This window comes from Herpetosiphon llansteffanensis, from assembly GCF_003205875.1.
GTDB classification, from domain to species: domain Bacteria; phylum Chloroflexota; class Chloroflexia; order Chloroflexales; family Herpetosiphonaceae; genus Herpetosiphon; species Herpetosiphon llansteffanensis.
Genome location: NZ_PUBZ01000092.1, coordinates 85,787 through 106,526, shown reverse-complemented (window position 1 = coordinate 106,526; position 20,740 = coordinate 85,787). Strand labels below are relative to the sequence as shown.

The following is a 20,740-nucleotide window of genomic DNA, read 5'->3' as shown; positions in this document are numbered from 1 at the left end:
CGCCCTAGCCGTAGACATTGCATTCCAGCCCAACCTGCTACGGCTAGCGCTATCCTGTGGGAGATCTGTCAATGACGACAACAGCAGAAAAAATCGCTGAGTTGCGGCGACGACGTGAACAAGCAGCAACCACCGATCCCAAAGCTGCCGAAAAGCAACATGCCCGTGGCAAATTGACTGCTCGCGAGCGGATCGAGCGTTTGCTTGACCCTGATTCGTTTGTTGAACTCGATGCTTTGGCGGTTCACCGCTCGACCGCATTTGGCCTAGAAAACAAGCGGATTCTTGGCGATGGGGTCATTACTGGCCATGGCACCATCGATGGTCGCCAAGTTTGTGTATTTTCGCAAGATTTCACGGTGCTTGGTGGCTCGTTGGGCGAAGTGTTTGCCGAAAAAATCGTCAAAGTGATGGATTTGGCAATGCGCATGGGCGTGCCGCTGATTGGCATCAACGATAGCGGCGGCGCTCGCATCCAAGAAGGTGTGGTCGCGCTTGGTGGCTACGCCGAAATTTTCTATCGCAATGTTGTGGCTTCTGGCGTGATTCCCCAGCTTTCGATTATTGCCGGGCCATGTGCTGGCGGCGCAGTTTATTCGCCTGCCATGACCGACTTCATTTTGATGGTCAAAGGCTCGTCGCAGATGTTCATTACTGGTCCAGATGTGATTAAAACCGTAACTGGCGAGGAAGTGACCCAAGAGCAATTGGGCGGCGCGATGACCCACAACAGCAAATCTGGGGTTGCCCATTTTGCTGCCGATGATGAGGATGAATGTTTCGAGCAGTTGCGCACCCTGCTTTCCTTCCTGCCGCTCAATAATATGGATGATGCACCAAGCATTGAGCCAACCGATGATCCGGAGCGCATGGAAGATGCACTGCAAAGCATCATTCCCGATCAGCCCAAAAAGCCCTACGATATGAAAGCCGTGATTGAGTTGATCGTTGATGATGGCTTTTTCTTCGAGGTGCAGCCGCATTTCGCCCCCAATTTGGTGATTGGCTTTGCACGGCTTGACGGCATGTCGGTGGGCATCGTTGGCAATCAGCCAGCTGCTTTGGCCGGAACCTTGGATATTGATTCGTCGGTTAAGGGTGCACGCTTTGTGCGTTTTTGCGATGCCTTCAATATTCCGTTGATCACCTTTGTGGATGTGCCTGGCTTCTTGCCTGGAATCAATCAGGAGTATGGTGGAATTATTCGCCACGGCGCAAAACTGCTGTATGCCTATTGCGAAGCGACCGTGCCAAAGCTGACCGTGATTACCCGCAAGGCCTATGGCGGCGCATACGATGTGATGGCCTCGAAGCATATTCGTGCCGACTTCAACTTTGCTTGGCCAACCGCCGAAATTGCCGTGATGGGTGCAAGCGGCGCGGTTTCAATCATCTTTCGCAAAGAAATTGCCGAATCAGCAGATCCGGTGGCAACCAACGCCGAGCTAATTCACAATTATGAAGAACGTTTTGCCAACCCCTACATTGCTGCCGAACGCGGCTATATCGATTCGGTAATCGAGCCACGCGAAACCCGCCCAGCTTTGATCAAAGCGCTGCGTTTATCACGTACCAAGCGCCAAAGCCTGCCACCGCGCAAGCATGGCAATATGCCGTTGTAATAATTGGGGATCGGTTGTTGGGGATTGGGGACTGGTAGATTAATTTTTACTACGAAGGGCACGAAGCATCATTTTTCGTGTCCTTTGGGCGTTAAATTTCATCCACGAAGCACCGAAACCACGAAGAACGCGAAGGGCGCGAAGTTAAGTTTTTAGCCACAGATTGGCACAGATTAGCGTGATGATATTCTGCTTAGCCACAAACTCAATTCCACCAATAAACTTCCGCCAGCCCATAGCCTCCAGCCAAAAGCCATCGTTCCTCTGGGCCTCTGCGTTAAATTTGATCCACGAAGCGCACGAAGCGCACGAAGAACACGAAGCACCGAAACCACGAAGATCGCGAAGCGTGCGAAGGCTGTTTTTCGCCACAGATTGGTACAGATGCTTTAGGTTTGGTTTTTTTGCCACGAATTACCCAAAAAATAGCTTGCTAACATATGTCCCTATGCGCTCTGTTCTCTGTTCTTTTTGACTTTTGATACATCATCCCTCATCCTTCATCCTTTCTCTGTGTTTAAATCCTAATCCCCGACCCCTGACACCCGATCCCCAACCTTACAAGGGTAGGTTTTAAGATCCCCTCACCCCCAACCCCGCTCTCGTGGTGCGGGGCTTTAATCGTGTGCTTTAACCGCCATGGGTTGCGAAACAAGGGTCGGCTCCCCCTCGCCCGCGTTCAGTGGGCGAGGGGGCTGGGGGGTGAGGGCATGCTCCACAACATCCCAATCGTTCAAAACCTACCATTATAAGCGATCCCGAACCCCTATGTTCTCGGTTCTTTTTGACTTTTGACTTTTGATCTTTCATCCCTACAGCTCTGTTCTCGGTTCTTTTTGGCTTTTGCCTTCTGCCTTTTGATCCTTCATCCCTCGGCTCTCTGCTCTTCTCTATCCTTAATCTTTTGCGTATTGACTTTCTTTGAATGACGAGTATATTTATGACTAATTAGTCATGGAAATACTGATGAGTCGAAAATAATCAAGAATAGCGTCAGAAGCAGGCAAATATGGCAGCGAATCAAGCAAGCGATCATTCTCATTCGGTGGTACGTCCGTTGAAAGAACGGCAGCGTGAGCAGCGCGAGGCCATGATTTTGGCGGCTGCGCATGCGGTTTTTCTTGCCAAAGGTTATCACGAAGCTTCGATTGACGAGATTGCAGGCCAAGTTGGCATCTCCAAAGGCGCGATCTATCAACATTTTGCCAGCAAAGAGGATTTAGTTGAGGCCCTGATTGCCCAACAAATTAGCGATTTTCTGGCTATGCTCGATCGCGTATTACAAGCGCCTAGCTCGGTTTGCGCGCGGCTTGAGCAGATTTTGGCCCATGCCTATGCTGGCTTGAATAGCCAACACAGCGGGGTGCTGCTCGAACTGCATCATCGGATTGGCCTACCCACCGCTGTGATTGAAAAACGCCCTCAGCTCCAAGCGCAAGTTGCCCAGGCCACGCATCGCCTGAGTAGCTTATTTGAGCAAGGTAAAGCCAACGGCGAACTCAATCCACAGATGCCAACGCCAATTATGGTGGCCACATTTATTGGCTTGTTATCGTTGCGTGGCTACGAGCAATTAATCGCGAGCAACCAATTTAGCCCTGCCGACTTGATTCCCCATATTAGCCAGATCTTCTTGCGCGGCATCGTCGCAACCAGCGGACTTTAATGGCATTTTTTGCCTGATATAAAGGAATATAATTCAAATGACCCAACAACAAGACCACATATATGCCGATCAAACAACGGCCCAAATTTTTCAACCAAGCTCAATTGAAAATCCGTATCCGTTGTTTGCCGAAATGCGTGCCAAAGTAGCAGTTTTGGCCGTTCCATCGCCGTATCCATTTATCAAAGCAGATGCATGGCTGGTAACGCGCTATGCAGAAGCTGTGCAGGTATTAAAAGATAATCGCTTTACGGTCGATGCGACCATTCTCAACCCTGAGGCTGGCGTATTTGGCCAAACCGCCGCAGAAGGAGCCGAAGATCGCAGCTTTTTGGGTGCAAAATCGATGGTTAGCGCTGATGGAGCCGAGCACTCGCGTTTGCGTAGCTTGGTGGCCAAAGCGTTTACGCCACGCTACATCGAAAATTTACGCCCACGTATCCAAGAGCTTGCCGACGAATTGCTTGATCAGGTGCAGGCCCAAGGCTCGATGGATTTAGTCCACGATTATGCGTATCCACTGCCGATTAACGTCATCTCTGAGATGTTGGGCGTGCCTGTTGATGAGCGTGATCAGATGCGTTTGTGGTCGGATGCGCTGACCAGCCACAGCCCAGAAAGCCAAGGCCAATTACGCGAATTTGCCATGTATGTGCAAAAGCTGATCGCCGATAAACGCCGCAACCCGCAAGACGATTTGATTAGCAAATTGGTCGAGTTGGAAGCAACTGGCGATGCACTCAGCGAATCGGAATTATTGGCAACTGCTGGTTTGCTAATTTTCGCAGGCCACGAAACAACCTCGAATTTATTGAGCATTGGCTCGTTGATGTTGCTTGATCATCCTGAGCAACGTGCGCGCTTACAAGCTGAGCCACGCTTAATTCCGGCGGCAGTTGAAGAATTATTACGCTTCAATGGGCCAATTTTCAGTCCCGCCCCACGCTTTGCGCTCGAAGATTTGGAGCTGGCAGGCCAGTCGATTCGGCGGGGCGATTTAGTATTGGTGGCGCTTGGCTCAGCCAATCACGACGAAAGCGTTTTCAGTAATCCAGAAGAATTAGATGTTGCGCGTCAAATTAGCCGCCAACTGGCGTTTGGCCATGGCGTGCATTTCTGTTTGGGTGCACCGTTGGCCCGCTTAGAAGGCGAAATTGCCTTTACCACGTTGTTGCAACGTATGCCCAATTTGCGCTTAGCCGTGCCACGTGAGCAAATCGCTTGGCGCGATAACGTCAATTTACGTGGTCTCAAAGCCCTACCGGTAAACTTCTAGCTCGCTGTTGCTATCAAATGTTCATTCTACCCACAGGAGTTGATCGATGCGTTTACACGATAAAGTTGTGGTAATTACCGGAGCCGCCTCGGGGATGGGCTTGGCGATGGCCACCCGTTTTGCTGCCGAAGGAGCCAAATTGGTGCTAGGCGATTGGAATGCTGAACGGCTTGAGGCGGCGCTTGCCAGCATTCAAGCCACTGGCGCGGCGGTGGTTGGGGCACAAGGCAATATTGCCGATCAAGCAACTGCCGCAGCCTTGGTCGATTTAGCGATTAGCAGCTATGGCCAGATTGATGTGCTTTGCAATAATGCTGGCGTGATGGATTCGATGCAAGGCATCGCCGAGGTTTCCGATGAAACATGGCGGCGAGTTTTGGGCATCAACCTCGAAGGCCCTATGTTTACCAGTCGCCAAGCGCTTAACTATATGTTGGAGCGTGGGAGCGGAGCGATTGTCAACGTTGCATCAACAGCGGGAATTCACGGCGGTTCGGCGGGCGCAGCCTACACCGCATCGAAGCATGCCTTGGTTGGGCTAACCCGCAACACCGCTTGGATGTATGCCAAGCGCAATATTCGCTGTAACGCAATTTGCCCAGGTGCAACCAAAACCAACATCGTCGAATCGATGAATCGCAGCTCAATCGATCCAACTGATGCAGCGCGAGTGAGCGAATTTACCGCACTTGCGCCAGCCTACCTTGAACCTGCCGACATTGCCAATTTGGCCTTATTTTTGGCCTCGGACGAGTCGCGCCACATAAACGGAGCGATTATTCCCGCCGATGCTGGTTGGGCAGCGGTTTAAGCATAGGATAAATCAGTCAACACCCATGAATGTAATCGAAAGTGCTGACTGATTTAATCAAATCTAAATCAATAAATTACATGCAAAATTGAGCATAGCTGAGTAACAATTTTTAATAATACCTAATTAATACGATGTACTGGCGATTAAGCATTGACTATAGTGATTATGGGGTAATAAGGAGCCGTTATTGCCCCATAGCGTTCATTATTTTAGTCAGTGAGGTTGCTTAATGAAAAAACGCTTCGTATTAGTGATCACCTTGCTCATGTGCCTGCTCTTTGCCATGCCAAGCTCGCTTGCTGCCTCCAATCAGCAGCTAAATCAGGTTGATCAAGCGTTTGTTAACGTTTTTGATGTATACACTGATTTAAATTTTGGTGGCGGACATTGTTGGTCAACGGGAGCAGAATCAAGTAATATTCATGCAAGTTGTAATGATCAAATTTCTTCATTGAAAGTATTGGCTGGATGGTCGGTTCGGGTCTATCGTGATCAAAATTTAACAGGTCCAAGCCGTTGTTTTATTGAAAACGATCCAGTTTTGACCGATAACACCTATCAGGATGGAAGTAGCTTAAATGATTCGATGTCGTCATTTGTTGTAAGTAATAGCCCAGTTTGTAGCCCAATAAACCCTTTAGAAGTCTTTAATGATCCGAGTTTTCAAGGCCAAACCTGCTTTTCGAATGGCCCTGAGCGTGCTAATTTTCATGCTATCTGTGATAATGCAATTTCGTCGATAAATGTACGGCCAGGCTGGTCGATCTGGCTTTTTCGCGATCCAAACCAAGCTGGTCCTAGCGTTTGTTTAAATACAACTGATACATTTCTTAACGATAATCTCTATAGTGATGGCTCAGTAGTTAATGATAGTGCTTCTTCATTTACGCTCTATCAAAAGCCTGGTTGTGGCATTACACCAGTACCAACCCCACCACCGCCATCAACTGAGATGCCTTTCTTTTCGCAAGTTGACCCTGCGTGGCGCAATGCCAATTTGGGTGGTTGTTCTGCTCCCTGTAATAAAATCGGGGCCTGTGGTTGTACCTTAACCTCAGCCGCCATGATTTTTAAACACTATGGGGCCAATACAAATCCTGCTATCTTAAGTCAGTGTATGGGCAATAAAGCGTGTCCTTTTGATTGGCGTGTTGGGGCTAATTGTAGTATGGGAACGGCGCGTAATCCCCAAAACCATGGATTTAGTTGGGCTAAATTGCAGCAATCGGTTGCAGTTGGCCCTGTAATGTTGGGAATGCGACGTGGCTCGAATACGCACTGGGTCGTTGTCTACAAGGGTTCTGGCACAAACGCTGCGAACTACACAATTAATGATCCTGGCTATATGGGTGGCTCTGCAGATTTATTGCATTGGAATTATGCTAATTGGACGTATGAGAGGATTGTAACCTATCAACGCACCACAATGCTCACCCAATTGCCAATGGTTGATCCAGCCAAGGTTTTCACTAAGCATGAAGTTGCTTCAACCCCATTGATTAAGCCAGCCCAAACCATGCCCAATCCTTTGACGGGAGCGGTTGAGATCTATGAGCGCACTGAGACCAATATGACCATTGCTTTATCAATTGCGGGTGATTCAGCAGCGAATGCAGAGATGGTCGTTTGGATTGATGGAATGCCTAATGACCAATGGCAACCATTTAGTGACTATGTGAGTTTACCGAAGGCAGACACAGTATACGCTCAATTTCGCAATTCCAAAGGAACCAGCGCGATTGTACAATCGACAATTGTGCCAGTTGTTGAAGTTCCTGAGCCACAGTTTTCGGTTGTTCTACCATTTGTGATTTTGGCTCAATAAGATTTTTCTAATGCTCTGCCATTGGCTACAATACCAGACCAAATTGGCTTCCAGTGGCAGAATGTTGCTCACTGATGCCGTTGAACTTTCCAATCGAAGCCACTCCGACGCTCAAGTTTATATAAACATATGGTTAATGCGCGAATATTTGAAACTTGCATTTTGGCGTAAATATTGCGCAAATGGGTGCGTACGGTGGTGATACTAATGCTTAAGTGGAATGCGATTTCTTCGCAACTATAGCCAATAATGCTCATTTCAGCAATTTCTAGCTCACGTGGGGTTGGCTGATCCATCCATTGAGGCATAGGATTCTCCCTTTGCTAAGGCCTTAACTGGTTGATCGTGCGATAGCGAGCAACAGCTCTATTTTGGTAGGTATGGCTAGATATACCTTAGCATCGGCAAGATTAAAATAAAGCTAGGGAATCCTACTAATTGAATATCCAAAACTTGGCTAAAACCAGCAAGCCCGCAACGCTGAGTAGGGCAGCGCTGCGGGCTTGCTGTGGCGATTAATTACAAATTGCCACGTTTGGCTTGTTCGCGTTCAATCGCTTCGAAAAGGGCTTTAAAATTACCAGCGCCAAAGCCACGGCTGCCCTTGCGTTGAATAATCTCGTAGAACACGGTTGGACGGTCGCCAACTGGTTTGGTGAAGATTTGCAAGAGATAGCCTTCGTCATCGCGATCGACCAAAATACCCAGTTCTTGTAAGGTATTGTAGTCTTCGTCGATGTGGCCGACGCGGCCTGCCAAAGCTGAGTAGTAGGTATCTGGCGTGCGCAAGAATTCCACGCCATTATCGCGCAAATGCTTGACAGTTTGAATAATGTCAGGCGTGATCAAGGCAATGTGTTGTGCGCCTGGGCCACGATAATAATCCAGATATTCGTCGATTTGCGATTTTTTGCGGCCTTCTGCTGGCTCGTTGATTGGGAATTTGATCCGGCCTGTACCGTTTTGCACAACTTTCGACATCAAGGCGCTGTATTCGGTTGAAATATCGTCGTCGGTAAATTGTTGCAATTGGCTAAAACCAAGAATGCGGGCATAGAAATTGACCCATTCATCCATTTTGCCAAGCTCAACGTTGCCCACAATATGATCAACTGCTGCCAAGCCGGTTGATTCCGACTTTGGTGGATTTTTGACTTTGTTGTAGCCTGGCATAAACGTGCCAGTGTAGCCGTCGCGCTCAACAAAGGTATGGACTGTATCGCCGTAGGTGCGAATGGTCGCTTTGACGACTTTGCCCCATTTGCTTTCCAAGACGGTTGGCTCAAGCACAGCGGTTGCGCCACGGGCCAAGGCTGCTTCAAACGCCGAAGTCGCATTTTCAACTTCGAGCGCAATATCTTTTACGCCGTCGCCGTGCAATTTAACATGCTCGGCAATTGGCGAATCTGGATTGAGCGCGCCAGTCAAGACCAAGCGAATATTCCGCTGTTGCATCACAAACGAAACACGGTCGCGGGTGCCAGTTTCCAAGCCTGCATAGGCAACCGGCGTAAACCCAAAGGCCGTCCGATAGTAATGGGCCGCTTGACGCGCATTACCAACATACATCTCGACATAATCGATGCCACGTAACGCTAAAGGATCAGTCGTAGTGGTGGTTTCTTGTTCTGCCATCGTCATTGATAGGCTCCTTCTGATGAAAACGCCGCAACAATTACTCGCTATAGGGCTGGGCTTGCGCCCAGAATGCCTCGAACGCTACCCGCAGGGTTTGCGCTAGCGATGGGTGATTCAAACATAATGCCGTGATTGATGGTCGCCCCGTGATGGGATCTTGCAGTGAAAGCAAAGCCACCCGACCATCAAATAAATTCATTTTAATTGGCAGTTGTGGCACGAACCGTAATTCTTGGCCAAGGCTGCGAAATTGGGCCAACACTGGCCGCAATTGCTCATCTTCCAAGGCGCTCAGTTCATACAAAGCCCGATATTGCACGCCGCGCGAGCGTGGTTCGCGCACTTCAGCCACATTTTCCTCTAGGCTCGAAACCAGTGGCCGTTTGAAGCAGGCCAAAATTTCGTGGTCGGCTTGTTGGGCCAACGTCCAAGCACGAGCGCTAATCTGGCGTGGGTCAAGCAACACATCAATATAATCCAGCGGATTATCTTCGTTGCTGCCTTCGGTATAGATCGGTTGCATGGTTGCGACAAGGCTTTGAGCGATGGTTTGGGCATCGGCCAATTCGCGTTCCATCACGCTCCTCCGCTCGGCAAGCAAGGCTGGCAAGGCTTGTTCTGGCGCAACCGCCACAAAGGTGCGGCGTGGCCCCATGCGTTCATGGGCAAGGCCTTTGCTGGACAACGATTGCAACACATCGTAGATCCGCTGGCGCGGAATGCTGGTATGGGTTGCTAGCTGCGCCGCCGAGAACGATTGCCGACCGAGTAGCCCCAAATAGGCCGTTGATTCATAGCGACTTAAGCCTAAATCACTGAGTTGATCAATGAGAGATTCATCGTGCATTGGTGTCACCACTGCCTAGTGGTGCTATTGTAGCGAGTTGTCGAATGCTTGTCAATCATGCGCAAAGGCCACAGTCAGCACCGAAGTTTGATTAAGCATGGGATCGTTACCAAGTTAGGATTGGCGCGATCTGCATAACCAAATTGTACTACGCCGTGTGATTCGCAAAAATGCTGGCTGATTCATGCTCAACCTATTAAACGAACACCCCTCTTCCAACAAACGGAAGAGGGGTATTGATTGGCGAGCCTTCGATTTGGCGGTTGCAGTTTTTAGTGGTTGACCCACGAATAGGTATAGCTTGGTTCTTCGATGCTCAAGGCTTCTTTGGTCAGGTACAGTGGCTTGAAGGTATCGACCATCACCGCCAATTCTTCGGTCGCTGCCTTGCCAATCGATCCCTCGACCGTGCCTGGGTGTGGCCCGTGCGGCATGCCCGATGGATGCAAGGTGATTGAGCCAAGATCAACGCCACGTCTTGACATAAAATTGCCTTCAACGTAATACAGCACTTCATCACTCTCAACATTTGAGTGATTGTATGGTGCTGGAATCGCCTCAGGATGATAATCAAACATGCGTGGCACAAACGAGCAGACCACGAAATTCGGCCCGCTGAAGGTTTGGTGAACTGGCGGTGGTTGATGCACCCGCCCAGTAATTGGCTCGAAATCTTCGATATTAAAGGCAAATGGATAGAGATAACCATCCCAGCCAACCACATCAAATGGATGATGATCGAGCACATGCTTGGTCATGCGGCCATGGGCACGCACATGCACAGCAAATTCACCTTTTTCATCGTGCGGCGTAAGCTCCATCGGAACCCGAATATCGCGCTCGCAGAACGGAGCATGCTCAAGCAATTGGCCATGTTCGTTGCGATAGCGGTTGGGCGTGGTGATTTCGCCCACCGTTTCGAGCACCAACATTTTGGTTGGCGTGCCATTGGTGTTAACCCGATAGGTTGTGCCAATCGGAATCACCAAATAATCGCCGCGGCGATAGGGAATATTGCCAAAAATCGTTTCGAGCACGCCCTCGCCTTCGTGAACGAAGAGCATTTCATCGCCTTCGCCATTGCGATAGAAATAGGTTTGAGGCTCGGTTGGGTGGACAATTCCCATGCGAACATCGTTGTTGACCAACAACATCCGTCGGCCACCAATGGGATCGCCGCCTGGTTTGTGGGCAAAGGTTTTGAGGTGGCGATGGCGCAACGCTCCATCTGGCTCCAACTCAATCGCGGTTGAACCGAGATCTTCGACTTTGAGAATCGCAGTTGGTGGGTAATGGTGATACAACAGGGCTTCGACCCCGCTAAATCCCTTGGTTCCCATCAACTGTTCCGAATACAACGAACCATCTGGCTTGCGAAATTGGGTATGGCGCTTGTGTGGAATGTTGCCAAGTTTGTGGTAGAAGGGCATCTTCGACCTCCCGCAAAAATGAAAACGACAAGACCAATTCAGCCCTACTTCTGTATTGGCCAGCACGTTGATTATAATCCAAATTGCTAAGTTGGGTAAAGTTAGAACATAGAACAAACGAGAACATAGAACAAAGAGCATAGAACATAGGAATTGACGATTAAGCTATTGATTCACAAAGTACAAGTTTTAGCCACGAATTCCACGAATTGCACGAATGATGGTTCTATTGATAAAAATCAGCGTCTGACCCCTGACTCCTAGCCTCCGACCCCTATGCTCTATGTTCTATGTTCTATGCTCTTCATCCTTCATCCTTTCTCTGCGCCCCTGACCCCCGACCCCTATGCTCTATGTTCTATGCTCTATGCTCTTCATCCTTCATCCTTGTTAACAACTTGCTCATCAAAAGCGGTTGACGCTACTAGGTAACTCAAGTAAGATTCAATCGCGGCTTGCGTAGCCGTACACCACTATCCACGGGAGATCTTTATGGATTTTAGCAGTTTGGCGTGGCTTGCGGTTATTCCCGCTTTAGGCTTTTTAGTTGTTGTTCATGAGCTGGGCCACTATTGGGTTGGCCGCAAAATGGGCATTAAGATCGAAGAATTTGGCATTGGGTTACCGCCACGCGCCAAAGTGTTGTTCGTGCGCAAGGGCATTCCATTTACGCTCAACTGGCTGCCACTTGGCGGTTTTGTGCGCTTTGCTGGCGAAGAAGGCGGCTTCGACGACCCCGATAGCCTTGCTTCTGCGCCGCCGCGCCGCCGAATTCCAGTGATGGCTGCGGGCGTGATTGCGAATGTGATTACTGCAATCATTATGTTTGCAATCATTTTTGCAATTTGGGGCTTCCCCAACCTTGATAAAGTGATGGTTGCTTCAACCGACGAATTTGCTTCCAAAGCAGGCTTTGTGGTTGAAGATGTGTTTGTGTCGATCAATGGCTCGCCAATTAGCGCCGATGAACAAGTGCGGCAGTTGGTCGAAACCAGTGATGGTAAACCAGTCAGTGTGGTTGTCCAACGCGATGGCGTAGAACAAACCTTGAGCGTTACGCCGCAATATAGTGCCGAAGCGCAACGCTATCGTTTTGGCGTTGGCTTGGGCAATCCCCGCGAATCAGTTAATATTTTTCAAGCAATCATCAACGGCTTTACCTATAGTTTTCGCTTGCTCGGCGAAATGTTTATGGGTTTTGCGATGTTGATCGGCGGTTTGCTGGGCACGAATCCAGCGCCAGAAGGTGGCTTAGCTGGCCCAGTTGGTATCGCCCGCTTAACCGGGCAAGTTGCCCGCTCAGGCTTGCGCGATTATCTGAATTTTACTGCCTTGTTGAGCTTGAACTTGGCTTTGATCAATATTCTGCCAATTCCAGCGCTTGATGGTAGCCGCATTATTTTTGCCTTGATTGAAGCCATTCGACGCAAAAAAATTCCACCCGAACGCGAAGCAGTGGTGCATGCAATTGGGATGATGATGTTGCTTGGTTTGATGCTGTTAGTTACGGTTTCAGACGTGCGCAATATCATTAGTGGCGAGCCAGCGATTACCATGCCGCCAACGCCAACGCCAATCGTTAGACCGTAAGCCAATGCCAGAGCATAAGCCGATTATCCGCGCCAGCGAGCTTGGCGAATATGATTTTTGTGCCAGAGCTTGGTGGCTGCGGCGTGAATGCGGCTGGCAAGGACGATTTCCTGAACGTTTAGCTCAAGGCGAAGTGGCGCATCAACGCCATGGCCGAGACCTTCAACAAAGCCAATGGTTGCGCACTGTAGCCATTGGTTTGTTGTTGCTAGCAGCCTTAGCCTTGGTATTCGCATGATTTGGCTGGCGATCATCTTGGGATTGCTTGGCCTGTGGCTGTGGCGACGAAGCAATGTAGTGCGCGCCAGCACGGGCCTGCCTTGGCGCACGGTGGTCTATCACGATACGAATCGGCGTGAATTGAGCAAGCCCTTATTTTCGGCCCGTTATCAATTAACTGGCAAGCCCGATTATGTGTTGGCTGATGGCAAGGCCTTGATTCCGGTTGAGGTCAAGCCACAGCGCCAAGCAACTAGCCCACGTCAGGGCGATATTTTGCAGCTGGCGGCGTATTGTTTGTTGCTTGAAGAAGCAACTGGCGTTGCCCCGCGCTATGGTTTGTTGCGTTACGCCCAGCATACCTTCCAGGTCGATTGGACTGATCACCTCTATCAGGCGTTGATCGATACGCTCGACATGATGCGTGATGATCTGACATTAACCGAGGTTGAACGTTCGCACGACGAACCATGGCGCTGTAACGCCTGCGGATTTGGCGACCGCTGCACAGATGCGCTAGAATATGACTAGCACTGTTTATCAATCAGCCCATTCCTAGTAGCCGTTGTGACATTATGAAATTTAAAATTCGCCAACATCCACGCATGAAAGATATTTGTGTCGGTGACGAGGTGGTGTGGAATCCCCAATTGCTGTATGCCAACGTCGAGGAAATTTTTCCGGCGGCGGTTTGTGTCAATTTAGCAATTCTCCGCACTGAGCCAATTCCCAAATTGGAGCTGCGGGCGCAACTTTGGCGCGCTGATGATATTGAAAATCTCAGTGTTTGTCGCTGTTGTGGCTCGCGGGAAAATCTGGTTACTCCGTGTCATACAGGCGTACCGTTTCGGTTGTGCCAACATTGTTATACCTGCCACATTGAGGAGTCTCTGGCATGAGCCAACGTATTTATCGCTTGCAAGTAACCAAGGATCAGCTTGGGTTTGCAGCGGCGCATTTTATTACCATGCGCGGCAAATGTGAACGCCTGCATGGGCATAATTATCGCGTAACCGTCGAGGTCGAAGGCTTTTTGGGTGAAGATAAGTATGTGGTAGATTTTGGCGTGTTGAAAAAACATGCCGCTGAAATTGCGCGCACGCTCGATCATCGGGTGTTGTTGGCCGCTGAGAATGCAAAAATTGCCTATAGCCAAGACGAGCAGCACATTACGGTGCGCTACGAAGAAAAATATTATGTTTTTCCGTTGGCCGAAGTGATTATGCTGCCAATTGAAAACACTACGGCTGAGCTATTGGCAAGCTATTTTTGTGCCGAATTAAGCGAGCGCTTGCGCCACGATGGGGTTAATACCCTCAAAATGGTTGGAGTTTGGGTATCCGAAGGGCCGGGCCAACAAGCTTTTGCCAGCCTTGAATGGCCGCAAGCTTAACGTACCGAGGGCATACATATGGATGGAATTATGAGCGCACTGGTCGTCATTATCGGGGCAATTGGCTTAATTACCCTGCTGATTATGCGCACCAAAACCTATCGCGAACGCTTGCGCTTTCAGGCACGAGCGATGGATCGTCATGTGCGCACAACCAACATTCGCGATGATGTGCGCCAAGATATTTTGGATTTGTTGATTCGCGGCGATCGTTTGGCGGCGATTCAATATGCCCATGAACAAACCCACTTGGATCTTTTAGAAGCGCGCACGTTGGTCGATGATATTGAAAAAGCCTTGAAAAAGCACGATCAAACCCAAGGAACCCCAAGCGATGCCAATTGATCTTGCGCCGCACAACCCCTATGGCTTGACGCTCACCAACGCTGTGCTTGGGCGCTGTGGTGGCTTTGGCGCGGGCACGGATCGCTTGGCAACTATGGCTAATCTTGGGGCAATTATTACCGATCCGCTGGGAACCCGTGATCAAGCGTTGCAACTGCTGCCAACTACTGGCGGCGTGTTGTATCGCTCGTCAACGCGCACATGGCGGCGGGCGCAACGCGATGCAGCCCATTGGCAAACCATCGATCTGCCAGTTTTGCTAACGCTACAGCCGCGCACCCTGCACGATTTACAAGAATTATTGCGTAATTTGCAGGAAGGCGAGTGGGCGGCGGTTGTGCTCGATTTGGAGCAAAGTAGCGAATTGCAGCACCTTGCGCGCTGGGTCGAATTGGTGCGCAATCAATGGGAAGCGCCGTTGCTGATGCACGTTGCGACCGATCAAATTAGCCAATTAACCACGATTCCCCAAGCAATCGATGGCATCATGCTTGGTTCGGGGCCGCGGGCCAAACATGGCACGCACTATGGGCGCTTGCTCGGGCCGGCGATTGAGCCATTGTTGCTTTGGGGGGTTGAACGGCTGCGCGAACTAAGCGATAAATCATTAATCTGTAGTGCTCCCAGCCTTGCTAGCCTCCCCAGCCTGCAAGCGCTTGGCGTGCAAGCTATCGTTTTGGATAGCCTGCTGTGGACAACCAGCACTCACGATTTAGCCCAAATGAGTTTTTAACCAGCGATGATTCCCTGACCTCCCAGCCCCCGCCTTTCAAGGGCAGGTTTTGAGCGATTGACGGTGGCAAGTATTCCCTCACCCCCCGACCCCCTCTCCCACGAAAACGCGGGCGAGGGGGAGTCAACGATAGTTTCCCAGCGATCTGCGGAAAAAAGCCACTCTCCTACTGGACGAGGGCGAGGGGGAACATCGGTTTTCACGAAGGAATTGGGGGTGAACCACGGCGTTAAAGCCCCTCGCCCGCGCACGAGAGAGGGGATCTTAACACCAACCCTTGAAAGCCAGCCCCCGCTCCCACTGAACACGCGGGCGAGCACCCGTTTTCACCACAAATCATGCAAAAACTACGACATGAAAGCCCCTCGCCCGCCGCGTGGGAGCGGGGTTGGGGTGAGGGGATCTTCCAACCTCTGCATCCCAATATCTGCGAAAAACTACAGTGTATAGGCCAATTGTCCCCCATGGTCATATTACTCTCCGTAGGCCGAAGACAACACTATTGTGCCTCATTTGTGACTACGAGTTAGGGGTAGACTATCCCTATTGAAGTTGTGCTATTGCGAGCGAGGCTGCATTTTAGAGTGGATGTAGCATTGCCAAGGAGGAAGTCGATGGCAACTATTTTAGCAATTGATGACAGTGGCTTGATGCAAGCGTTTTGGGTGCGCATTTTGTCGCGCTCGCAGCATACGGTAGTTACGGTCAGTAGTGGCGATGAAATGCGAGCTGCGCTTACCACGCTCCATCCCCAGTTGATTTTCTTAGATCTCTCGTTTCCTGGTGAAAACGGCTTTGAGCTGTTGCAACAACTGCGTGGCTATCCGCAGTGCCTTGATATTCCGGTGATTGCCGTCAGTGGCTATGCAGGTGAAGACACGCGCCAAGCTTGCCGCGAAGCAGGTTTTACCGATTTTCTGGCGAAACCGTTCTCATTGGCTGAATTACGGGGCATCTTGACGCGTTATATCGAGCATCCGACCCAGTTGCGTGCCTTGGCGCGCTAAACGTGGGTGTGAATCATGCGGCTACGCAGTTGTTTGCGCAAGGCTGCGATACCCAAGGCTAGCATAAAACAGCCAGTTTGAGTCAATACAATCGTGGCTCCCGAGGCAAGATCGAAGAAATAGCTCAGGTACATGCCAACGCAACCAGTTAAACCGCCAATAAGCGTAGAAATCGCCAACATGCGATGAAAACTATCGGTCAAGAGTCGTGCAGTAATTGGTGGAATAACCAAGGCAGCAGCGATTAACGTCACGCCCAAAATTTTCATCGAAACGATTAACGTTGCAGCCAGCATCAACGAAAACAGCGTATCCAGCCAGTTGGTGCGCACGCCATAGACTTGGGCCACATCATTATTAAAGGTCATAAACAGCAATTGCTTGTAGCTGAAAAATACAACCAGCCCAACCATGATGCACACTCCGCCGATTGCCCAGAGATCGCTACTGGTTACGCCTAGAATATTGCCAAACAAGGCAGCATCGAACGAGCGAGTAAAGTTGCGGTAGCGGCTAATTAAGGCCACGCCAATGGCAAAACTTGCTGTTGTCACAATGCCAATTGCTGCATCGGCATTAATTTTGGTGCGCCGTGCAGTTTGATTAATTAACACTGCGGCAGCAAAACCCCATAAACCAGCCCCAAGATAGAAATTCCACGCCAGCACAAACGAAACGACTGCGCCGCCAAAAATTGCGTGCGATAAGCCATGGCCAATGTAGCTCATGCCGCGCAACACAATATACACGCCCAACAGGCCGCACAAACTGCCGATGAGCAGCGCGGCAACAATGCCATAGCGAAAAAAGCTAAAGCTCAGCGGTTCTAAAAGCTGGTTCACTTGTATTCTCCATGGCTGGGTTCAGCACTTCGCCAATGATTGGGTTGGGAATCAAATCGCGGTAGCTATGGCCATGGGGACGTTGTTGAATTAACAACATCCCTTCATGGTGCACCACCACCATCTCGCTATGGTAGGTTTGCTCAAGCACAGCGGGCGTAAACACCGCTTCGGGTGTGCCTTGGGCAATGATCGTTTGATTCATGCAGATAATCCATGGCACATGGGCCGCCGCCGCATTCAAATCATGGGTCGTCATTAATATCGTCATGCCTTGTTGATTTAGCTCGGCCAGCAAGTGCAAAATTGTTTCGGCCACCCGTGGGTCAATCCCAGTCGTCGGTTCATCGAGCACCAACATAGCTGGCTTGGCAACCAAGGCCCGGGCCAAAAAGACCCGCTGTTGCTGACCGCCCGAAAGATTGCGAATATGCTGTTTGGCTAGTTGCTCAATTTCGAGTTGGGCCAACACTGTTTGCACTGCTTGGCGCTCGCTTTTGCGCAACCACGGCCACGGATTCGCTTGGCGCACCAAGCCCATGGCCACAACCTGCTCAACCGTCACCGGAAAATTCCAATCGACCGTTTCAAGCTGTGGCACATAGGCAATCGTGGGGATTTGGCCATCGACTGGATGCTTGCCATGCGTCAAAATCTGGCCATGGCTGGGAGCATGCAAGCCTAAAATTAAGCGCAATAAACTGGTTTTGCCAGCACCGCTTGGCCCAACCAGCGCCGCAAATTGGCCATGGTGCAGATGAATATTAATCTGATCGAGCACGAGGCGCTCTGCATAGCGCAACCCGACATTGCGTAACTCAATAATTGGCTGCATACAAGCCTTGCTCCCTATTGCTGTTGGATGACGTTGCTATCGCTGCCAGGAATGTTGCTGGTATCGAAATTGGCAATCAAGCTTGGGTCGCCGCCAAGATTCTCGGCCATAATGCGTAGATCTTCGGTGAGCAAGCCGAGATAGGAGTGATTGGCTGCGCCAACTTCGCCAGGTAAATCATCGTCGCGCAAGCTATCGATATACTTTACGCCTGTTTCGCGGCCAATTTGCTCCAATACTGGCGAAGGAAATACCTCGGAGCCGAAAATCGCTGGCACGTTTTGCTCGCGAAGCTGGGTGATCAAATTGGCAACATCTTTGGCCGATGGCTCGGAGAAATCGGCTGGCTGAATTGCCCCAATCACGGTCATGCCATAATGCGGCGCAAAGTAAGCCCATGAATCGTGGTAGGTGAGCAACTTGCGGTTTTCAGCGGGAATACTTTCAACCGTCTTTTTAACTGCTACATCAAAGGCTTCGATGCGGGTTTTGAAGGCGGCATAATTGGCGTTGTAATACTCGGCGTTGCTCGGATCGCGGCGCACTAAGTTGTCGCGCACAATTTCTGCATAGCGCAATCCATAGAGCGGGTGCGTCCAGAGGTGCGGGTTGGGGCTGCCAGCCTCTTTGGGAAACGAGAAATCGTAGACATATTGCTCTGGCGTAATCGTTTGCTCGCCGAGCAAAATGATTTCGGCGCTTGGTTGCTTGTTGGCTTCGGCCAATTTATGGGTTGGCTCCTCTAAATTAAGCCCATTGATAAAAATCAGATCTGCTTGGGCCAAGGTTTTGGCATCAGAAGGCACTGGCTCGAAGGTATGCGAATTAACGCCCTCGGGAACGATGCCAGTTAAGCTAATTTTATCGCCACCAATATTGTAGATAATGTTGGTAATTGGCGAAACCGTGCTAACAACTTTGAGTTTGCCTGCTTGGCCTTGCGTGGTTGGGGCAGCTTGTTCGGCTCCGCAACTTGCCAAGATCAGCAACAATAATAAGCTCGTGATCGACCAACGCCGCATAGTGGTATCCATCCTCAACTACATGAATCCGGCGAGTATTCTACCATCGTTCGTTTGTTCAGGTCGATCTCGTATAATAGTGAGGGATGAAGGATGAAGGATGAAGGATGAGGGATGAAGGATGAAAGGCTAACGGCTAGCGGAAAATCATTGGGGTTGGCAATGGTGTTGGGAATTGTACAAGCAACTGATCCCCAGCCCCTGACCGCTAGCTCCTCGTGCGGAACCGCGAAGAACGCGAAGAGCAGGAAGAGGAGTTTTAACGCAGAGGCGCAGAGAAACGATGGCTCTTGGCTATTGGCTCTCGGAACATTATTGCGGTTGGCAACAGGTGGTTGGCACAGCACGGGCAACCGATCCCCAGCCCCTGACTCCCGACCCCTTTACAGCTTATAAGGAGCATTTGGATGGATATTAAGCGCGTAACGGTCATTGTTTTGGATGGTGTGGGCATTGGCGAAGCGCCTGATGCTGCTGAATATGGCGATGTTGGCAGCCACTCGCTGGCCAATACGGCGGCAGCAGTCAATGGCTTAAACGTGCCAACCATGGCCAGTTTTGGGCTTGGTTGCGTCAGCGAAATCAAGGGTGTCGCTTGCCCAGCAGAATTTCAGGGTAGCTATGGCAAAATGCAACCCTTATCCAAGGGCAAGGATACGGTTTCTGGCCACTGGGAGATGATGGGCATTGTCTTGGCAACGCCATTTCCAGTTTATCCCGATGGCTTTCCTGCTGAAATTATCGAGCCGTTTAAACAACAGATTGGCCGCGATGTGCTTGGCAATAAATCAGCCTCGGGGACCGAAATTCTTGAAGAATTGGGTATGGAGCATATTCGCACTGGCGCGCCAATTGTCTATACCTCGGCAGATAGCGTGTTTCAGATTGCAGCCCATGAAGATGTGATTCCGCCAAGCGAACTGTACGCGATGTGTGAAGCAGCCCGCGTGCTGTTAGTGGGCGAGCATGCAGTTGGGCGGGTGATTGCGCGGCCATTTATTGGCGATAGCCCAGCAACCTTTAAACGCACAGCTCGCCGCCACGATTACGCATTAACCCCAGAAACGCCAACCATTTTGGATAAATTGGTAGCAGCTGGCAAAAGCGTCTACTCTGTTGGCAAAATTGATGATATTTTTGGCAATCGCGGCATTAGCGTTTCAAACCATACTGTTGATAACGCTGCTAGCTTGGATGCCATTATCGAATTCCTTGATGCGGATTTTGAAGGCCTTTTGTTCGCCAATTTGATCGAGTTTGATATGATCTATGGCCATCGCAATGATCCGGTTGGCTATGCAAACGCCTTGCATGCTGTCGATCAACGCTTGCCTGAAATTCAAGCCAAACTTAAAGATGGCGATCTGGTGGTGATTACGGCTGATCATGGTGTTGACCCAACCACGCCTGGCTCAAACCACAGCCGCGAGTATGTACCGCTGTTGGTGTTTGGCCCAGCCTTGGCGAAACCTGCTAATTTAGGTACACGCCAAACCCTGAGCGATCTGGCGGCAACGCTGGCGGAGATCTTTGGGCTGGAAGCACCATTGCATGGCACAAGTTTCTTGGCTGAGTTGCAATAACGTTTCAGCTGTTAATTGATAGTCAACAAAACCTATCCTGAAAAAGGGTGGGT

The 20,740-nt window shown here is 50.2% G+C and carries 21 protein-coding genes; 14 read left to right on the top strand and 7 right to left on the bottom strand.

Going from position 1 to position 20,740, the window contains the following annotated elements; translation table 11 throughout:
- Positions 1-71 precede the first annotated feature (71 nt).
- The 5 genes from C5S61_RS11970 to C5S61_RS11945 all read left to right on the top strand — a co-directional run bounded on the left by C5S61_RS11970 (position 72) and on the right by C5S61_RS11945 (position 7,203).
- A complete protein-coding gene (locus C5S61_RS11970; RefSeq protein WP_110515289.1) occupies positions 72-1,622 on the top strand; it encodes an acyl-CoA carboxylase subunit beta in 1,551 nt (516 codons plus the stop codon).
- Positions 1,623-2,631: 1,009 nt separating this feature from the next.
- Entirely contained in the window at positions 2,632-3,288 is a 657-nt protein-coding gene (locus C5S61_RS11960; RefSeq protein ID WP_110515287.1) for a TetR/AcrR family transcriptional regulator, read from the top strand.
- Between the two features lie 37 nt (positions 3,289-3,325).
- Complete coding sequence (locus tag C5S61_RS11955; RefSeq protein ID WP_110515286.1) at positions 3,326-4,564, top strand: cytochrome P450 family protein; 1,239 nt, start codon at positions 3,326-3,328, stop codon at positions 4,562-4,564.
- Positions 4,565-4,610: 46 nt separating this feature from the next.
- Positions 4,611-5,375 carry a glucose 1-dehydrogenase gene (locus C5S61_RS11950; RefSeq protein ID WP_110515285.1) on the top strand — a complete coding sequence of 255 codons (765 nt, stop codon included), beginning with the start codon at positions 4,611-4,613 and terminating at the stop codon, positions 5,373-5,375.
- Positions 5,376-5,607: 232 nt separating this feature from the next.
- Entirely contained in the window at positions 5,608-7,203 is a 1,596-nt protein-coding gene (locus tag C5S61_RS11945; RefSeq protein WP_110515284.1) for a peptidase inhibitor family I36 protein, read from the top strand.
- 68 nt (positions 7,204-7,271) lie between these two features.
- Here the strand turns inward: C5S61_RS11945 and C5S61_RS11940 are convergent, their stop codons facing one another.
- The 4 genes from C5S61_RS11940 to C5S61_RS11925 form a co-directional block, all read right to left on the bottom strand.
- The gene (locus C5S61_RS11940) at positions 7,272-7,511 is read right to left on the bottom strand and encodes a helix-turn-helix domain-containing protein (protein WP_110515283.1); all 240 of its coding nucleotides are present in this window, start codon (positions 7,509-7,511) and stop codon (positions 7,272-7,274) included.
- A gap of 211 nt (positions 7,512-7,722) precedes the next feature.
- Entirely contained in the window at positions 7,723-8,844 is a 1,122-nt protein-coding gene (hppD, locus tag C5S61_RS11935; protein ID WP_110515282.1) for a 4-hydroxyphenylpyruvate dioxygenase, read from the bottom strand.
- 34 nt (positions 8,845-8,878) lie between these two features.
- The gene (locus C5S61_RS11930) at positions 8,879-9,688 is read right to left on the bottom strand and encodes a TrmB family transcriptional regulator (RefSeq protein ID WP_054533590.1); all 810 of its coding nucleotides are present in this window, start codon (positions 9,686-9,688) and stop codon (positions 8,879-8,881) included.
- A 272-nt stretch (positions 9,689-9,960) separates the two neighbouring features.
- Complete coding sequence (locus C5S61_RS11925; RefSeq protein ID WP_110515281.1) at positions 9,961-11,118, bottom strand: homogentisate 1,2-dioxygenase; 1,158 nt, start codon at positions 11,116-11,118, stop codon at positions 9,961-9,963.
- Between the two features lie 492 nt (positions 11,119-11,610).
- Between C5S61_RS11925 and C5S61_RS11920 the strand changes: the two genes are divergently transcribed.
- The 8 genes from C5S61_RS11920 (at position 11,611) to C5S61_RS11885 (ending at position 16,405) form a co-directional block, all read left to right on the top strand.
- Positions 11,611-12,708: a M50 family metallopeptidase gene (locus C5S61_RS11920; protein WP_110515280.1), complete on the top strand. Its 1,098-nt coding sequence runs from the start codon at positions 11,611-11,613 to the stop codon at positions 12,706-12,708.
- Between the two features lie 4 nt (positions 12,709-12,712).
- On the top strand, positions 12,713-12,946 hold the full coding sequence (locus tag C5S61_RS11915; RefSeq protein WP_110515279.1) for a hypothetical protein: 234 nt from the start codon (positions 12,713-12,715) through the stop codon (positions 12,944-12,946).
- On the top strand, positions 12,943-13,458 hold the full coding sequence (locus tag C5S61_RS11910) for a CRISPR-associated protein Cas4 (protein ID WP_110515278.1): 516 nt from the start codon (positions 12,943-12,945) through the stop codon (positions 13,456-13,458). The genes C5S61_RS11915 and C5S61_RS11910 overlap by 4 nt, the downstream gene beginning before the upstream one ends.
- A gap of 44 nt (positions 13,459-13,502) precedes the next feature.
- Positions 13,503-13,826 (top strand): hypothetical protein, encoded by a 324-nt coding sequence (locus C5S61_RS11905; protein ID WP_110515277.1) that lies wholly within the window; start codon positions 13,503-13,505, stop codon positions 13,824-13,826.
- Positions 13,823-14,320 (top strand): 6-pyruvoyl trahydropterin synthase family protein, encoded by a 498-nt coding sequence (locus C5S61_RS11900; protein ID WP_110515276.1) that lies wholly within the window; start codon positions 13,823-13,825, stop codon positions 14,318-14,320. Before C5S61_RS11905 ends, C5S61_RS11900 begins: the two co-directional genes overlap by 4 nt.
- A 30-nt stretch (positions 14,321-14,350) precedes the next feature.
- Positions 14,351-14,665 carry a hypothetical protein gene (locus tag C5S61_RS11895; protein ID WP_054533597.1) on the top strand — a complete coding sequence of 105 codons (315 nt, stop codon included), beginning with the start codon at positions 14,351-14,353 and terminating at the stop codon, positions 14,663-14,665.
- A complete protein-coding gene (locus C5S61_RS11890) occupies positions 14,655-15,398 on the top strand; it encodes a hypothetical protein (protein WP_110515275.1) in 744 nt (247 codons plus the stop codon). Before C5S61_RS11895 ends, C5S61_RS11890 begins: the two co-directional genes overlap by 11 nt.
- 614 nt (positions 15,399-16,012) lie before the next feature.
- Complete coding sequence (locus C5S61_RS11885; RefSeq protein ID WP_110515274.1) at positions 16,013-16,405, top strand: response regulator; 393 nt, start codon at positions 16,013-16,015, stop codon at positions 16,403-16,405.
- Here C5S61_RS11885 and C5S61_RS11880 read toward each other — a convergent pair.
- Genes C5S61_RS11880 through C5S61_RS11870 form a run of 3 tightly spaced genes read right to left on the bottom strand, consistent with a single transcriptional unit; the run spans position 16,402 to position 19,104 of the window.
- The gene (locus tag C5S61_RS11880; RefSeq protein WP_110515273.1) at positions 16,402-17,247 is read right to left on the bottom strand and encodes a metal ABC transporter permease; all 846 of its coding nucleotides are present in this window, start codon (positions 17,245-17,247) and stop codon (positions 16,402-16,404) included. The two genes, C5S61_RS11885 and C5S61_RS11880, sit on opposite strands and share 4 nt — an antisense overlap.
- A complete protein-coding gene (locus tag C5S61_RS11875) occupies positions 17,216-18,082 on the bottom strand; it encodes a metal ABC transporter ATP-binding protein (RefSeq protein WP_110515272.1) in 867 nt (288 codons plus the stop codon). The genes C5S61_RS11880 and C5S61_RS11875 overlap by 32 nt, the downstream gene beginning before the upstream one ends.
- A gap of 14 nt (positions 18,083-18,096) precedes the next feature.
- Positions 18,097-19,104, bottom strand: a complete 1,008-nt coding sequence (locus C5S61_RS11870; protein ID WP_110515271.1) for a metal ABC transporter substrate-binding protein — start codon at positions 19,102-19,104, stop codon at positions 18,097-18,099.
- Between the two features lie 407 nt (positions 19,105-19,511).
- Here C5S61_RS11870 and C5S61_RS11860 point away from each other — a divergent pair, with 407 nt between their 5' ends.
- The gene (locus C5S61_RS11860) at positions 19,512-20,687 is read left to right on the top strand and encodes a phosphopentomutase (RefSeq protein WP_110515269.1); all 1,176 of its coding nucleotides are present in this window, start codon (positions 19,512-19,514) and stop codon (positions 20,685-20,687) included.
- The last annotated feature ends 53 nt before the right edge of the window (positions 20,688-20,740 follow it).

What these genes read in the sequence shown, in the direction of transcription:
- C5S61_RS11940 (WP_110515283.1), bottom strand. Translation starts at nt 7,511, where the DNA reads ATGCCTCAATGGATGGATCAGCCAACCCCACGTGAGCTAGAAATTGCT.
- C5S61_RS11905 (WP_110515277.1), top strand. Translation starts at nt 13,503, where the DNA reads ATGAAATTTAAAATTCGCCAACATCCACGCATGAAAGATATTTGTGTC.
- C5S61_RS11900 (WP_110515276.1), top strand. Translation starts at nt 13,823, where the DNA reads ATGAGCCAACGTATTTATCGCTTGCAAGTAACCAAGGATCAGCTTGGG.
- C5S61_RS11960 (WP_110515287.1), top strand. Translation starts at nt 2,632, where the DNA reads ATGGCAGCGAATCAAGCAAGCGATCATTCTCATTCGGTGGTACGTCCG.
- C5S61_RS11860 (WP_110515269.1), top strand. Translation starts at nt 19,512, where the DNA reads ATGGATATTAAGCGCGTAACGGTCATTGTTTTGGATGGTGTGGGCATT.
- C5S61_RS11910 (WP_110515278.1), top strand. Translation starts at nt 12,943, where the DNA reads ATGATTTGGCTGGCGATCATCTTGGGATTGCTTGGCCTGTGGCTGTGG.
- C5S61_RS11875 (WP_110515272.1), bottom strand. Translation starts at nt 18,082, where the DNA reads ATGCAGCCAATTATTGAGTTACGCAATGTCGGGTTGCGCTATGCAGAG.
- C5S61_RS11970 (WP_110515289.1), top strand. Translation starts at nt 72, where the DNA reads ATGACGACAACAGCAGAAAAAATCGCTGAGTTGCGGCGACGACGTGAA.
- C5S61_RS11885 (WP_110515274.1), top strand. Translation starts at nt 16,013, where the DNA reads ATGGCAACTATTTTAGCAATTGATGACAGTGGCTTGATGCAAGCGTTT.
- C5S61_RS11890 (WP_110515275.1), top strand. Translation starts at nt 14,655, where the DNA reads ATGCCAATTGATCTTGCGCCGCACAACCCCTATGGCTTGACGCTCACC.
- C5S61_RS11925 (WP_110515281.1), bottom strand. Translation starts at nt 11,118, where the DNA reads ATGCCCTTCTACCACAAACTTGGCAACATTCCACACAAGCGCCATACC.
- C5S61_RS11915 (WP_110515279.1), top strand. Translation starts at nt 12,713, where the DNA reads ATGCCAGAGCATAAGCCGATTATCCGCGCCAGCGAGCTTGGCGAATAT.
- C5S61_RS11955 (WP_110515286.1), top strand. Translation starts at nt 3,326, where the DNA reads ATGACCCAACAACAAGACCACATATATGCCGATCAAACAACGGCCCAA.
- hppD (WP_110515282.1), bottom strand. Translation starts at nt 8,844, where the DNA reads ATGACGATGGCAGAACAAGAAACCACCACTACGACTGATCCTTTAGCG.
- C5S61_RS11945 (WP_110515284.1), top strand. Translation starts at nt 5,608, where the DNA reads ATGAAAAAACGCTTCGTATTAGTGATCACCTTGCTCATGTGCCTGCTC.
- C5S61_RS11930 (WP_054533590.1), bottom strand. Translation starts at nt 9,688, where the DNA reads ATGCACGATGAATCTCTCATTGATCAACTCAGTGATTTAGGCTTAAGT.
- C5S61_RS11870 (WP_110515271.1), bottom strand. Translation starts at nt 19,104, where the DNA reads ATGCGGCGTTGGTCGATCACGAGCTTATTATTGTTGCTGATCTTGGCA.
- C5S61_RS11895 (WP_054533597.1), top strand. Translation starts at nt 14,351, where the DNA reads ATGAGCGCACTGGTCGTCATTATCGGGGCAATTGGCTTAATTACCCTG.
- C5S61_RS11920 (WP_110515280.1), top strand. Translation starts at nt 11,611, where the DNA reads ATGGATTTTAGCAGTTTGGCGTGGCTTGCGGTTATTCCCGCTTTAGGC.
- C5S61_RS11950 (WP_110515285.1), top strand. Translation starts at nt 4,611, where the DNA reads ATGCGTTTACACGATAAAGTTGTGGTAATTACCGGAGCCGCCTCGGGG.